9 protein-coding genes and 1 pseudogene are annotated in these 14,728 nt (G+C 65.5%); 7 read left to right on the top strand and 3 right to left on the bottom strand.

The window, feature by feature from the left end; translation table 11 throughout:
• Positions 1–38: 38 nt before the first annotated feature.
• Complete coding sequence (gene selD, locus IEW19_RS04190) at positions 39–1,043, top strand: selenide, water dikinase SelD (RefSeq protein ID WP_188570719.1); 1,005 nt, start codon at positions 39–41, stop codon at positions 1,041–1,043.
• Between the two features lie 14 nt (positions 1,044–1,057).
• Here the strand turns inward: selD and nrfD are convergent, their stop codons facing one another.
• Genes nrfD through fdh form a run of 3 tightly spaced genes read right to left on the bottom strand, consistent with a single transcriptional unit; the run spans position 1,058 to position 6,515 of the window.
• Positions 1,058–2,152, bottom strand: coding sequence for an NrfD/PsrC family molybdoenzyme membrane anchor subunit (nrfD, locus tag IEW19_RS04185; protein ID WP_188570438.1), 1,095 nt, complete (start codon positions 2,150–2,152; stop codon positions 1,058–1,060).
• Entirely contained in the window at positions 2,149–3,144 is a 996-nt protein-coding gene (locus IEW19_RS04180; protein WP_188570437.1) for a 4Fe-4S dicluster domain-containing protein, read from the bottom strand. The genes nrfD and IEW19_RS04180 overlap by 4 nt, the downstream gene beginning before the upstream one ends.
• Positions 3,145–3,179: 35 nt before the next feature.
• A complete protein-coding gene (gene fdh / locus IEW19_RS04175) occupies positions 3,180–6,515 on the bottom strand; it encodes a formate dehydrogenase (protein ID WP_229748328.1) in 3,336 nt (1,111 codons plus the stop codon).
• A gap of 473 nt (positions 6,516–6,988) precedes the next feature.
• On the opposite strand from fdh, the pseudogene IEW19_RS04165 reads away from it, so the two are divergent.
• The 6 genes and pseudogenes from IEW19_RS04165 to IEW19_RS04140 form a co-directional block, all read left to right on the top strand.
• Positions 6,989–7,661: pseudogene (locus IEW19_RS04165) on the top strand (glycoside hydrolase family 15 protein); the annotation flags it as partial.
• Between the two features lie 196 nt (positions 7,662–7,857).
• Positions 7,858–8,307, top strand: a complete 450-nt coding sequence (locus IEW19_RS04160) for a rhodanese-like domain-containing protein (protein WP_229748327.1) — start codon at positions 7,858–7,860, stop codon at positions 8,305–8,307.
• Between the two features lie 487 nt (positions 8,308–8,794).
• Positions 8,795–10,543, top strand: coding sequence for an L-lactate permease (locus IEW19_RS04155; RefSeq protein ID WP_229748326.1), 1,749 nt, complete (start codon positions 8,795–8,797; stop codon positions 10,541–10,543).
• A 52-nt stretch (positions 10,544–10,595) separates the two neighbouring features.
• Positions 10,596–11,996, top strand: a complete 1,401-nt coding sequence (locus IEW19_RS04150; RefSeq protein WP_188570433.1) for an FAD-binding oxidoreductase — start codon at positions 10,596–10,598, stop codon at positions 11,994–11,996.
• Positions 11,997–12,072: 76 nt separating this feature from the next.
• The gene (locus IEW19_RS04145) at positions 12,073–14,256 is read left to right on the top strand and encodes a malate synthase G (protein WP_188570432.1); all 2,184 of its coding nucleotides are present in this window, start codon (positions 12,073–12,075) and stop codon (positions 14,254–14,256) included.
• Positions 14,253–14,681, top strand: a complete 429-nt coding sequence (locus IEW19_RS04140) for a GlcG/HbpS family heme-binding protein (RefSeq protein WP_188570431.1) — start codon at positions 14,253–14,255, stop codon at positions 14,679–14,681. The genes IEW19_RS04145 and IEW19_RS04140 overlap by 4 nt, the downstream gene beginning before the upstream one ends.
• Positions 14,682–14,728: the final 47 nt, after the last annotated feature.

Genomic DNA, 14,728 nt, shown 5'->3' with positions numbered 1-14,728 from the left:
GGGGGTACGCTAGGCGGGTGAATGAGGCCCTAACAGCAATCCCGGAACCCGTTGCCGATGTCGTCGCCGCACACCGGCTCACCGACTACGCCCATGGCGGAGGCTGCGCCTGCAAGATCCCACCCGGCGAGCTCGAGGACGCCGTCCGCGGCCTGATCGGCCAGCCGGGTGCGGAGGTGCTGGTGGGCCTCGACAGCGGCGACGACGCGGCGGCGGTCCTGGTGCGCGAGGACCTCGCGGTACTCACCACCGCCGACTTCTTCACCCCTGTCGTCAACGATGCCTTCGACTGGGGACGGATTGCCGCCGCCAACGCCCTCTCGGACATCTACGCCATGGGTGGCCGTCCCGTCACGGCGATCAACCTTGTGGGCTGGCCCCGCGGTGTCCTGCCGATGGAGTTGATGACCGAAGTCCTCCGCGGCGGGCTGAGCGTTGCGTCCGGGGCCGGATGCCCTGTGCTCGGCGGGCACTCCATTGACGATCCGGAGCCGAAGTACGGCATGGCCGTCACGGGCGTTGTGCATCCCGACCGGCTGCTGCGCAACGACGCCGCCCGGCCTGGGCTGCCCATCACGCTCACCAAGCCGATCGGCGTCGGACTCCTCAACAACCGGCACAAGCAGACCGGTGAGGTATTCGCTGAAGCAGTGGAGGCGATGGCGAGCCTCAACCGCGATGCCGCCGAGGCCGCGGTCGCCGCGGGTGTCCGGGCAGCCACGGACGTGACTGGCTTCGGCCTGCTCGGACATCTGTACAAGATGGTCCGTGCCTCGCAAGTGGGCGCAGTAATCGATCGGAACGCGGTACCGCTGATCGGCGGGGCGCTGGAGGCCTTGCGGGATGGCTTTGTCTCCGGCGGGACCCGCCGGAACCTCGATTGGGTGCGGCCGCACATCACCGCAGGGTCCGGCATCACCGAAGACGATCTGCTTTTACTGGCCGACGCCCAGACCTCCGGCGGCCTGCTGGTGGTCGGCGAACTGCCGGGGTACCCCGTGATCGGCCACACCACCGGCGGCCAGGGCGTCGAGATCCGCTGACCCCGGCAGTCCGCTCAGCTGCCCGTGGTGATCGCGTCGTCGGTGACGCCGGCCGCACGGCGCGCCGCGAGCCGGTTCTTTTGCGGTTCGATGGTGTAGCGCGGGTCCCTGGCAGAGGCGAGGCCCGCCTCAAACACACCGAAGCGGGTCAGTGCCGATGCGGCCAGCAACGCCACTCCCGACGCCGCGGCCACCACGCGGTTGCGGCCGCCCAGCAATGTACCAAGCCCGCCGGCCACTGCCAGCCGCTCGCTCCACTTGAGCATGGCGCCCGCCTTGCCCTGGTGCAGCGGCTCCGCGGCTATCGGGTCCATCCGGTATTCCATCACCTTCATGGCCGCCACGTCACCCAGGACGCCGAGCACGGCGAGCTTCCGGGCAGGACCTGTTTCGCGCACCGGCGTGGTCACCATGGCGAGCCCGGCAGACGCCAGGCAGGCCGAACTTACGAAGACGAACGGCAGTTCCTCGTGCGCAGCGTTCCACGTCGGCGTGGCGGTGTCGCCCAGCAGGACGGCGGTGTACGCCGCCAGCGGGCCGGCGAATACCGCGGCCTCGACGCCGGCCGGTCCCTCCACAGCCTGCAGCACCTTCCGCAACGGACCCAGCGGAAGCCTGCTCCCAGTCATCCGGTCGATCTCAGCAACCGCCGCGACGCCGGCGCCGGCGCTGAAAGCGCTGAGGATCCATGACCCCACGCTCATGGGCGAGGTCACTTTGAAGGTCCGCAGCATATGCAGGAAACGCTCCGGCCGACCCAGGTCCTTTACCAGGGCAACGGCACCGGCACTCACTGCTGCCAGGGCGCCCAACCGGGCATTGCGGCGAAGCGTGGGACGGCCGGTCAACTGCCCGCCGAGGCCCAGGAGGGCCGACCCAGCTGCCACTCCGCCAAGGAAGAGGTAGATGGCAACGTCATCGCCCCAAGGCGCCGGCTTCACCACGGGGCGCCCGTAATACGAGGTGAATTCCGCTTCCGGAACCATGGGCATTTCCCGCCCGCCGTCACCGTTCTCCCGGCGGCGTCCCGTACCGCGTTTACTGCCATCCGGACGACGACGGCGCGCGGGCTCCGCTGGCCGGAAGCTGTCGAATTCTGAGAGTGTCACGCGCGTCCTCCCAGGAAAGCCAGTGCAGCGGCCGCGGCCATGCCCGCTACGGCCAAGCCGGCCCGCTGGTACATCCGCGGCAGGTCCGCCGTGGGCACGCGAGGGTCCGGCGGAAGCCCGTACACCTCCGGTTCGTCGAGCAGCAGGAAGACAGATCCGATTCCGCCGACGCCGTCGTTTTCGTTCGCGCCGTACAGCCTCGCCTCCGTCATGCCTTGGGCGTGCAGATTGGCCACCCGTTCCCGGGCCGTCTCCACCATGTCGTCGTGGTCGCCGAACTTGATGGACGTCGTGGGGCACGCCTTGGCGCAGGCGGGCGTCTGGTCGTCGACCAGGCGGTCATAGCACAGCGTGCACTTCTGGGCGATGCCCACGTTGGGAACGGCGGGATGGTTGTCGTGCTGATCTTCCCTGCTCGTGGCGACCTTGATCGTGCCATTGCTCCGGCGTTCGATGACACCGAAGGGGCACCCGGCCACGCAGGTTCCGCAGCCGTTGCAGACATCATCCTGGACCACCACGGTGCCGAATTCGGTGCGGAAGAGCGCTCCGGTGGGACAGACGTCCAGGCATCCGGCGTGCGTGCAGTGCTTGCAGACGTCGGAGGACATCAGCCAGCGGAAGTCGGCTGTATCAGGCGGGGTGGTGTCCGCTTCCGCCAGATCCGGTGCCGCGGGAGGACCGATGCGGGGCATGCCCAGGCTGACCAGGGCCCGCCCTGATTCCCGCGCTTCGGCTATACGTTCCTGGCCCTGTTCGATGAATGCGACATGTCGCCAGGTGCTGGCGCCCAGGGACCCGGTGTTGTCGTAGGACGACCCGAGCAGTTCCAGGTTGCCGTCCTGCGGGTTGTGGTTCCACTCCTTGCAGGCCACTTCGCAGGCCTTGCAGCCGATGCAGATCGAGGTATCAGTGAAGAACCCCTTGCGCGGATGGTTGTGCTCCCAGTGGGCATCGGCAGTGGGGTCGGTCGGTCCGGACAGCTGGCCCATCTAGTTCTCCAACGTCGGGTCGGTATCGATCAGTTTCATGTCTGCGGCCCATCACCGGCGCTGGCGTCCCCGCTGGGGCCGGGCGCAATGCCCTCCGCTTCCGGATCGGTGATGGCGCGATTACCGGTCTCGATGGTCACTCCGGCCCGAGCCTGGTACTCAGCAACCAAGGCGAGCAGTTCCTCCCCGCGCGGCCTGCGGCCTGGACGGATATCGCAGGAGGCCACCTTGGATTCCTGGATCTGGACATTGGGATCCAGCGTCACACCCAGGAGGTCGTTGGCCGCGTCACCGCTGACGACCGCATTGTTGCCGACGCCCCAGTGGTACGGCAGTCCGATCTGGTGCACCGTGTGCCCGCCAACCGCCAGCGGCCTCATCCGGTCAGTAACCAGCACCTTCGCCTCGATGGCGGAGCGGGGCGAAATAATCGTGGCCCACCCATAGGGCTCAAGCCCGCGCTCAGCAGCCAGTTCTGGTGATACCTCACAGAACATCTCCGGCTGCAGCTCCGACAGGTACGGAAGCCAGCGGCTCATGCCGCCCGCCGTGTGATGCTCGGTGAGCCGGTATGTGGTGAAGACAAACGGGTAGACATCCGCGCCACGGGTACCGGCGCTTGGCGCGCTCAGATTGTCCTTGCGGGGGAACACCAGCCGCGCCGGACTCTGCTGTTGCGGGTAAAGCCCGTTGGCCACCGGCGATTCCTGAGCCTCGTAGTGGGTGGGAAGGGGTCCGTCCACCAGCCCCTTTGGCGCGAACAACCAGCCCTTGCCGTCGGCCTGCATGATGAACGGGTCATCTCCGCTAAGTGCGGCCGGACCACCGAGCGCGGGGTCGGGCTTGCTGCCCGGGGCAAGGTCCACCGGGAAGTCGGGCACGTCGTCTCCGACCCACCGCCTTTGCTCCTCGTCCCACCAGATATATTTCTTCCGCTCACTCCACGGTTTACCGGACGGGTCGGCCGACGCCCTGTTGTAGAGGATCCGGCGGTTGGCGGGCCAGGCCCAGCCCCATTCCGGAGCCGCGGGCCCCTGCTCACGGCCCGGCTTCCGGTTGGCGGCGTGGTTGACGCCGTCGGCGTACACCCCGGTGTAAATCCAGCAGCCCCCGGACGTAGAACCGTCGGCGCGCATCTCGGTGTACGTGGAGAGCGGTTTGCCGGCATCCGGCCCGTCCAGGTGGCGCCCATTGATCTCGGCAAGCACCGCTTCTGGATCCGGATCGCCGTGTTCGTCCGTGGGATAGTCCCACGTCAGGTCCAGCAGCGGACGGTCCCGGTCGTCGTCGGAACCGGCCAGCTTCGCGCGGATCCGCTGGCCCAGTTCGTAGAAGAACTGCAGTTCGCTTTGGCACTCCCCGGGCGGCGCCACCGCCTGGTGCCGCCACTGCAGCAGCCGCTGGGTCTGCGTGAACGATCCGGCCTTCTCCACGTGGGTTGCTGCCGGCAGGAAGAACACCTCGGTCTCGATGTCCTCCGTGCGCAGCTCCCCGGATTCGATCTCCGGGCCGTCCTTCCACCACGTGGCCGACTCGATCATGTTCAGGTCGCGGACCACCAGCCACTTCAGGTGCGACATGCCAAGCCGTTGCATCCGGCCGTGGGCCGAGCCGACTGCCGGGTTTTGCCCGAGCAGGAAGTACCCCTCCACTTCGTCCCTGAGCATGCTCATCACCGTCTCGTAGGTGCCGTGCGCTCCGGTCAGCCTCGGGAGGTAGTCGAAGGCCCAGTTGTTTTCCGCGGTTGCGGCGTCGCCCCACCAGGCCTTCAGCAGGCTGATGGTATAGGCGTCGGCATCCGCCCAGAAGCCCTTTTGCTGCTTCGACGCGTTGGCGTCCAGATATTCCTGCAGCGTGTCATGGCGGCCGGCGCTGGGCATGGGCAGGTACCCGGGCAACAGGTTGAAGAGCGTCGGAATGTCCGTGGAGCCCTGGATGCTGGCATGGCCGCGCAGGGCCATGATCCCGCTGCCCGGGCGGCCCACATTTCCAAGCAGGAGCTGCAGGATGGCGGCGGCCCGTATGAACTGCGCTCCCAGCGAGTGCTGCGTCCAGCCGACGGCGTAAGCAAAGCAGGTTGTCCGCTCGCGTCCGGAATTTTCCGTAATGGCACGGGCCAGATATTCAAAGTCCGCGGCCTTGATGCCGCACATGTTCTCGACCATCTCCGGCGTGTAGCGGGCGTAATGCCGTTTGACGATCTGGAACACAGTCCGGGGGTCCTGGAGGGTGTCATCACGTTGCACTTCTGCGTGCTCCAGGGCCGGACCGCCGCTGCCGAACAGGTCGCCGGCAGCCCGAGCCCCAGCATCGGCACCGTGTTCCGGGCCCGAAGGCTCGCCGATCGTGCCGCCCTCTTCTTCTGCATACGACCACGACGACGAGTCGTAAGCGCCTTTTTCCGGGTCGAAACCGGAAAACAGGCCGCCCAGGTCTTCGGCGTCGCGATAATCGTCATGGACCAGGGTGGCCGCGTTGGTGTACGCGCCGACGTACTCCTTAAACCAGAGGTCGTTGGTAATCACGTAGTTGATGAGGGCGCCCAGAAGCACAACGTCAGAGCCGGCACGAATGGGAATGTGCTTATCCGAGACAGCAGAGGTACGCGTGAACCGGGGGTCGATGTGGATGACCTTCGCTCCACGGGCCTTAGCCTCGGCTACCCACTGATACCCGACAGGGTGGCACTCGGCCATGTTGGAACCCTGAATGATGATGCAGTCGGCATTGGCCATGTCCTGCAGTGATTGCGTTGCACCACCGCGTCCAAACGAGGCTCCCAAACTGGGAACCGTGGCGGAGTGTCATATGCGGGCCTGGTTCTCGGTCTGCACCGCCCCCGCAGCCGTGAAGAGCTTCTTGATCAAGTAGTTTTCTTCGTTGTCCAGGGTTGCCCCGCCCAGCGAGGCGATACCCATGGTACGGCGCAGCAGCCGGCCCTGTTCGTCTTCCTGCTGCCACGTCCTGCGGCGTGTCTCGATGAACCGGTCCGCCACCATGTCCACGGCCGTGGCCAGGTCCAGGTGCTCCCACTCCGTGGAACGCGGCGCACGGTAAAGCACCTTTGTTTGCCGGCCCGGCGAGTTAACCAGTTGCTCGCTGGCGGAGCCTTTGGGGCAGAGCCGGCCGCGGGAAATGGGTGAATCCGGATCGCCCTCGATCTGGACTACCTTCTCATCCTTGACGTAGACACGCTGTCCACAACCAACCGCGCAATACGGGCACACACTCTGCACAACGCGGTCGGCAGTGGCAGTACGGGGCGTTATCGCCTTGGTCTTGGCCGACGTAACTGCCGGGCCACGGCCCAGCAGGTCGCCCGTGCTCAGCTGACGGACGACCGGCCATTGAAGAAAACTTCGCGATGCCATTTCTGGAGCATATCCCAGACCATGGCGGGAGCGACACAAGCGGCCGCGTACCGGCCTGTCGAATCTTCGACATTCCATTGTGAGTTCCGCACCGCCGAGCGCTGTCCCCGCCGAGATTCCATGGCTTGCACAGTTGCAGGCGGGAGCCCAGGAGGTTGCCTATCCGCGGGATCAGCCCGTGGCAATTTTCAACGCACTGTCCCAAGCCTTTAACCGCCACGGGTTTTTCGGGTGTCCCTTTCCCAGTGCCGGAGTGGAGGCAGAACTGGACTCCCCGGCACGGCCGGCGACACTGCACCGCACCGAACGCCGCCCATGCATGGCTCGTTGATATGACGCGGTGACTTAGTCCATATGCTGCACGGAGTCCGTGACCTCACACCACCTACTCGGAACACCAGCTGGAGGGCTGGGTCGTTGACCAGCGGATTCCCCGGGTAAGGATCAAGATCGGACAGGACAGCGGAATGAACGTGCGCGCCGCGGCCCGGGACCCCTCAAAGCTACAGATCATGTACGCGATCGACGAGACCCTCCGCCTCCCCGAAACGGAGCTGCCCTGGCCCGCGGGGTTTGAAGGCCCCAGGCCCGTTAGGACAGGGAACGTGGCCGCGCCCCAGCTACAGTTGGACGTGTGAGGCGAAGTCCTGGACAAACTGTCTCTCAGCCGTGCGGCGGGCCCGCCGGAACAACACCCACTCCAGGGTCATGGCCGGGGTAGCAGCCGGCCGCATGGTCAAAGGAATCCAGCAATCCGGCCTGCCCGGACCTGAGGCCCGCTGGTCCACACTGGGCGATACGATCCACAAAGACGTTATGACCCACGGGTTCGCCAGCGAGCGGAACACCTTCGTTCGGTCTTACGGGAGCACAGAGCTGGACGCCAGCCTCCTGTTGATTCCCCGGGTGGGATTCCTGCCCCATGACCACCCCCGGGTGTCCTCACGCTCCGCAAACGACGTGGGCCTGCTCAGCGAGGAATGGGACCCCAAAGCCGGCAGGCAGCTGGGCAACACTCCACAGGCCTTCAGTCACTTCCCCCTCATCCACTGTGCCCCGCAGCTCCAGCACGGGCGCTCCAGGCACAGCAACACTCCCCTTCCCGGGCCGAAAGCACGCACCGGGACCGGATCCATGGCTCCATGATTGGAGGGGCAAGGTTCCCCGCGGCCAACATGACGGCTACAGGAGGATCGTCACAGGCGTGGGAACAGCACATATTGCGTTGTTGACGCGTGTTGGCTGATTCCTCCATACCCTTGGGATTGACGACCAGAACCGCCCCATCGTTACTCTTCATGGTGAAACGACCGAGCGAGCGGCAGGCAAAGCGAGGAAAACGGTGAAGCAGAGTGATACTCCCGAAGGCGGCGGTGCGATCCGCCAACGGAGTCCAGGCCTAAGCGATTCCCCCGGGACTCTTACTATCAACGAACTATTACTTGAAAGCCGCGTCGGGCTCCAGCGCGTTGATCCCGCGGATCTTGAGCGGGAGATGGCAGCGGGCGCCCTTGTTGTTGACACACGGCCGGTCGATCAGCGGGAGCGCGATGGTGATCTTCCAGGAGCGGTCGTCATTGACCGGAACGTTCTCGAGTGGCGGCTCGATCCGTCAAGCCCGCACCGGCTCCCGATTGCAGACGACCCCGAACGGCGGATCGTGGTCGTCTGCAATGAGGGCTACAGTTCCAGCCTCGCTGCACACACCCTGCAACGGCTGGGATTGAGCCGCGCGACCGACCTCATCGGCGGCTTCCAGGCCTGGGCAGCACTGCGCAAACAGCCTGACTAAATGGCCCGAGCGGCCCGGGCTTCCAGTTCCAGGCTTCGCGGGACTGTCTCCGCGGCTTTCAGCCCGTTGAGAGGAAGGAAGCGTAGACCGCCGTGAGCATGCAATCCTTCCGGCCTCGGAGGGGCTTGATTGGCTCGACTTCCCTGCGTCGCCGACTCACTTGCGCTTTGCGACGATTGTGCACCCGCAGGCCGAAGGATGCCGGCGGCGGACATGGCAGCGACGCCCGCAGTCCATGCCCCCCGATCGCTTTCACTCGGCACTCCGTGGTCGCGGCCGTAAAGGCACATCCCGTTCCACCGCGGAGAGGCTACGGACTGACCAGGCCCTGTGGACGGACCACTGTGGACGGACCATTGACCCCGCCGGGTCCAGCGCCTACTATTCTCGGCATCAAACAAATTTCCGTTTAGTGAGAATTCTCTTCCGAAATTTGTCGAAGCTGGGAAACACTTTCCGTTTGTTGTCTCGGACAAAGGAGTCTCTCGTGACAACGTTCCACCAAATTGTCGATCCTCTAGGTTCGCTCGCGCTTGCAGCGGTGCTCGCGGCCCTTCCCCTCATCCTGCTGTTCATCCTTCTCGGTGTCTTCAGAACCAAAGCCTGGAAGGCAGCTATAGCCAGCCTGGCCCTTTCCATCGTGTTGGCTGTGGTCGTATGGCGGATGCCCGTGGGCCAGGCCCTAAGCGCGACTGCCGAGGGTGCCTTTTATGGGTTCTTCCCCATCCTCTGGATCCTGATCAATGCCCTTTGGATCTACAGGCTGACTACGGAAACCCGATGGTTCGAGGTGCTGGGAGCAACAATCCGGTCCGTCTCGGGCGACCTGCGCATACTGACGATCCTTATCGCGTTCTGTTTCGGGGCTCTCCTCGAAGCCCTTGCCGGGTTCGGCGCACCGGTGGCGATCACCTCCGGCATGCTTATGGCAGCCGGCATGAAGCCCCTCAAGTCTGCGGCGGTCTCGCTATTGGCCAACACCGCCCCCGTTGCCTTTGGCGCCATGGGGTCGCCTGTCATCGCCCTTAGCGGCGTCACTGGCATTCCGCTCGGAACCCTCGCTTCAATGGCGGGGCGGCAGACACCGTTCCTGGCCCTCATTGTCCCGCTCCTGCTGGTGTTTTTAGTGGATGGGCGGCGCGGCGTACGCCAGACATGGCCGGCTGCAGTTGTTGGCGGCACGGTGTTCGCCATCGTCCAGTTCCTCACATCGAACTTCTTCACTGTTGAACTCACCGACGTTCTCGCAGGCATTGTCGCCATCGCAGCTGTCCTGCTTCTGCTCAGGATCTGGAAGCCCGCGGAGACCATGACCGGTGATGGCGCTGATACACCCGTGGCCCATGAACACGAGTCCGTAATGACGGGCAACCAGACCTACACCGGACTGAACGCGGGTGGAGCAGCGGCCAGCGGCGCAACGGCCACCGGAGCGGGACTGTCCACCAACCCGGGCCCTGGGGCCAACGGGAAACCAGATGCTTCCACGCGTCCGGCGCCCCGGGAGATTTGGATGGCCATCGCACCCTACCTCGTGATCATCGCCGTCTTCTCCATCTCGCAGATACCGGCCATCAAGGCGTGGCTGACCGCCGCAGGCGGGTTCTCGTTCAGCTGGCCCTGGCTCGACGTTGTCGGGCCTAACGGCAAACCGGCCTCATCGCAAATCATGCGTTTCGACCATCTCAAGGCCACCGGGACACTGCTGCTCATCTCCGGACTCATCACGCTCGCCCTGTACCGCATCCGCTTCGGCGCGGGCGTGAGGATCTATGTCAAGACCCTGGCAATGCTCCGGTGGACCATCCTGACCGTATGCTCCGTGCTGGCCCTTTCGTTCGTCATGAACCTCTCGGGTGAGACCGGAACCCTCGGCGTGGCCCTCGCCTCCGCCGGCGGGATCTTCGCCCTGCTCTCTCCGGTCCTGGGCTGGATCGGCGTTGCCCTCACAGGCTCGGACACCTCGTCGAACTCGCTTTTCGGCCAACTCCAGGTGACCGCAGCCTCGCATGCCGGCCTTTCACCGGTACTGATGGCCGCCACCAACTCCTCCGCCGGCGTCCTGGGCAAGATGCTTTCGCTCCAGAACCTGGCCGTGGCCGCGGCCGCCGTCGGGATCGAAGGGCTGGAAAGCACGCTGTTCCGCCGACTCCTGGGCTGGAGCATCGGCCTGCTCGCACTGCTCACTGTCCTCGTCCTGCTCCAGACCAACGTCCTCGCGTGGATGGTGCCGTGAGCACACCCACGGCAGCATCCAATCCCGCGCATAACGACCGAAAGGCCCGATCATGACCGTTCACACAGCCTCGACCGCCGCGCCGCCCGCGGCGCCCACCCCCTCGCCGACCGCTGCCGTCCTGGCAGCACATCCGCGGGCCACTACGGACGCCGATGCCCGTAAAGCTGCCGCCACAGACCGCTCCGGCTACGTTCCCGCCACCATCCCGGACGGGGTTGTGGTCGCCCAAAGCGTTGACGACGTCGTCGACTTGCTGCGGCTTGCCCAAGCCCAGCACGTCCCCGTCGTCCCGCGCGGAGCGGGCACCGGTCTAGCCGCCGGGGCCAGCGCCCGTGCGGGCGAGATCGTGCTCGATGTCTCCCGGATGAACCGCATTTTGGCCATCGATCCCGTGGAGATGATCGCCGTCGTCGAACCCGGAGTGCTCAACGCTGAGGTCAACGCCGCCGCATCCCAGCATGGACTCTTTTACGCTCCCGATCCCGCGAGCACCGCAATATGCTCGATCGGGGGAAACATTGCCACCAACGCGGGCGGCATGTGGTGCGCGAAGTACGGTGTCACCCGCGAATCAGTGCTCGGGCTGGCCATCGTCCTAGCAGACGGGCGCATCCTGCGCACCGGCAGGAAGACGATTAAGGGCGTCACCGGCTATGACCTCAACGCGCTCTTCATCGGTTCGGAGGGGACCCTGGGCGTGGTCGTTGAGGCCACCCTTCGACTGCGGCCGAAGCCCGTACGGACGGAGACGCTCGCAGCCTACTTCCCCAATATCGAGGCCGCGGGCCGTGCCGCCTCCGCGATCACTGCTGCACGGATCCAGCCCTCGATCCTGGAACTGATGGACGGTCCCACCCTTGAGGCCGTCGACCAGGCTGAGGGCACCGGGCACCGCGAGCTCGGCGGGGCCTTCCTCCTTGCCCAGACAGACGGCTACGGCGCCCACCTCGAACTCGACGAGATCGCCCAGGCCATCAGTCCATACGCCACCTCGGTCCACCGTGCCGCCGATGCCGCTGAGGCCGAAGCCCTGGTCAAGGCAAGGCGCGACGCGATCCCGGCCCTGGAAAAGCTCGGGCGCGTCTCGATTGGCGACATTGCCGTGCCTCGGAACCGGCTCGCTGAGGCTTTCGCCGGACTGGAAGACATCGCGTCCCGGACGGGTGTCCGGATATTCAGCGTGGCCCATGCAGCTGACGGCAACCTGCACCCTATGCTCGTCGTCGACCCGCACGAGCCGATCACGGAGGGTCCTGCGAAGGCCGCGCTCGGGGACATGTTCCACCTCGCCCAGCGCCTTGGCGGCACCCTTACCGGCGAACACGGCGTAGGACTGCTGAAACGGGAATGGGTTGGCGAGGAAATCGGCGAAACGTCCCGCTCCCTTCAGCAGGCGATCAAAGACGTCATTGACCCGGGTGGAATCCTCAACCCCGGCAAAGCCATTTGACCCGGGTTCCAGGACCACTCTTGGTCAAACACACAAGTTTCCACACCACCGAACCCCTTTATTAGGAGCAAGAAGCATGTCGTCTCACGTGAAGACAAACGGACTCAGTGTCGCCGAAGGCCTTTATGCCTTCGTCCGGGATGAGGCACTTCCCGGCACCGGGATCGAGCAGGAGGCCTTCTGGGCGGGGGCAGCGTCGGTGATCGAGAAGTTCTCCCCGCAGGTGCGGGAATTGCTGGAAACCCGTAACCGGCTGCAGGATCAGATCGACGAGGTCCACCGCTCCCATGCAGGACCGATCGATCCCGAGGCGTACGAGGCGTTCCTCCGTTCGATCGGCTACCTGGTCGAGGAACCGGGGGGCTTCAGCATTACCACCGGTGGGGTCGACCCGGAGATCGCCAGAGTTTCCGGTCCCCAGCTCGTGGTGCCCCTGTTGAACGCACGCTTCGCCACCAATGCGGCCAACGCCCGTTGGGGTTCCCTGTATGACGCGCTCTACGGCACAGATGTCATCGATGAGGCAGAAGGGCGTGAACGCAGCGAAGGCTACAACCCCGTCCGCGGTGCTGCCGTCGTCGCCCGCGGCCGGCAGTTCCTTGATGAGAACACCCCCCTGGCCGAAGGGTCGCACGCGGACGTTACCGCGTATCACGTCGTCGATGGCGCCCTGGTTGCCGAGACCGCCCACGGAAGGACGGGACTGGCCGAGCCTTCCCAGTTCGCAGGCTTCCGCGGAACGGCGCCGGAACCGGATGCCGTGCTGGTTGTGCACCACGGGCTGCACCTTGAGATCCAGATCGACCGGAACCATCCCATTGGAGCGGGCGACCCGGCGGGAGTGAAGGACATCGTGCTGGAGTCGGCTGTCACCACGATCATGGACCTCGAGGACTCGGTGGCGGCGGTGGATGCCGAGGACAAGGTGGCAGGCTACCGGAACTGGCTCCAGCTCATGCAGGGAACGTTGACGGCGGACGTCGAGAAGGGCGGCAAGACCTTCCCGCGCCGGCTCAACCCCGACCGCCTCTACACGGCTCCGGACGGATCGGAGCTCACCCTGCCCGGGCGCTCGTTGTTGCTTATCCGCCAGGTCGGCCATCTCATGACCAGTGACGCCGTCCTCGACGCGGCCGGCAAGCCGGTGCCGGAGGAGATCCTTGACGCTCTCTTCACCGGCCTTGGCTCGGTGCATGACCTGCGTGGGCCCCACGCGGGGAACAACTCCCGGACCGGGTCGGCCTATGTCGTCAAGCCCAAGATGCACGGGCCCCATGAGGTAGCTGTGGCGTGCGCCCTGCTCGCCGGTGTGGAAACCGTCCTGGGCCTGGAACCGCTCACCCTCAAGATCGGGATCATGGATGAAGAGCGCCGCACGTCCGCGAACCTCAAGGCCTGCATTTGGGAGGCGCGGGACCGGGTTGCATTCATCAACACCGGATTCCTCGACCGCACCGGAGATGAGATCCACACTTCGATGTTCGCCGGGCCAATGGTCCGCAAGGCCGACATGCGCTCCACCAGCTGGATCAAAGCGTACGAAGACGCGAACGTGGACATCGGACTCGAGTGCGGTTTCGCCGGCCGGGCCCAGATCGGCAAGGGCATGTGGGCCGCGCCCGACAACCTGGCGGAGATGCTGGAGCAGAAGATCGCCCATCCCCTTGCGGGTGCCGACTGTGCCTGGGTCCCATCCCCGACCGCGGCGACACTGCACGCCATCCACTACCACCAGGTCGACGTGGATGCCCAGCAGGCACAGCTTGGCCACGCACGCCGCTCCACGCTGCGGCAGCTGCTCACCATCCCCTTGGGACATTCCGAAGACTGGGACGCCGACGACCGGCGCACCGAACTGGACAACAACATCCAGAGCACCCTTGGCTACGTCGCACGCTGGGTCAACGCCGGCATCGGCTGCTCCAAGGTCCCCGACATCCACGGCACCGCGCTGATGGAGGACCGCGCCACTTGCCGGATCAGCTCCCAGCACATCTCCAACTGGCTCCTTCACGGCATCATCACCCAGGAGCAAGTGGAAGACTCGCTGCGGCGCATGGCCGAGGTGGTGGACGCACAGAATGCCGGTGATCCGGAGTACCTGCCGATATCGCCGTCATTCGACACCGAGGCCTTCCTGGCTGCCCGGGAGCTGGTGCTCAATGGTGCTGCCCAACCCTCCGGCTACACCGAACCAATCCTCCACCGGCGCCGCGAAGCGCAGAAGCACACCACCGACCTTGCCAGGAGCGCATCATGAGCCTGAACCTCGACACCGCCCAGTCCATCATTGCCGAGGCCCTCGCGGCGGCACAGCAGCAAGGGTTTAAGCCGCTGACCGTCGTCGTACTCGATGCTGGAGGGCACGTTATCGCCGCCGCCCGGCAGGACGGTGCCTCGAACAACCGCTTTGAAATCGCCCACGGCAAGGCATACGGGGCCCTGGCCCTCGGTATGGGCTCACGCGCCCTCATGGAACGAGCTGAGGACCAGGCCTACTTCATTGCCGCTGCAGCTGCTGCCATCGGCGGACGCCTCATCCCGGTCCCCGGTGGAGTACTCGTCCGCGGCGGCGACGGCGCGCTCCAGGGCGCCGTCGGCATCAGCGGCGACAGCTCCGACAATGATGAGTCGGCGGCATCCAAGGCCATTCAGGCGACAGGGCTTACAGCACAGATAGCCTGACCAGGGCAGCACAGCGCAGATCCAGCCCCCCGGAGGCTTACCCACCG

Origin of the sequence: Arthrobacter liuii (assembly GCF_014639275.1) — a bacterium.
Taxonomy (GTDB): Bacteria; Actinomycetota; Actinomycetes; order Actinomycetales; family Micrococcaceae; genus Arthrobacter; species Arthrobacter liuii.
Note: the sequence above shows the minus strand (reverse complement) of the source record. Positions and strands in the feature narration are given on the sequence as shown.

Excerpts from the sequence above, each read along its gene's own strand:
- IEW19_RS04150 (WP_188570433.1), top strand. The coding sequence starts at position 10,596 with ATGACCGTTCACACAGCCTCGACCGCCGCGCCGCCCGCGGCGCCCACC.
- IEW19_RS04140 (WP_188570431.1), top strand. The coding sequence starts at position 14,253 with ATGAGCCTGAACCTCGACACCGCCCAGTCCATCATTGCCGAGGCCCTC.
- IEW19_RS04180 (WP_188570437.1), bottom strand. The coding sequence starts at position 3,144 with ATGGGCCAGCTGTCCGGACCGACCGACCCCACTGCCGATGCCCACTGG.
- IEW19_RS04145 (WP_188570432.1), top strand. The coding sequence starts at position 12,073 with ATGTCGTCTCACGTGAAGACAAACGGACTCAGTGTCGCCGAAGGCCTT.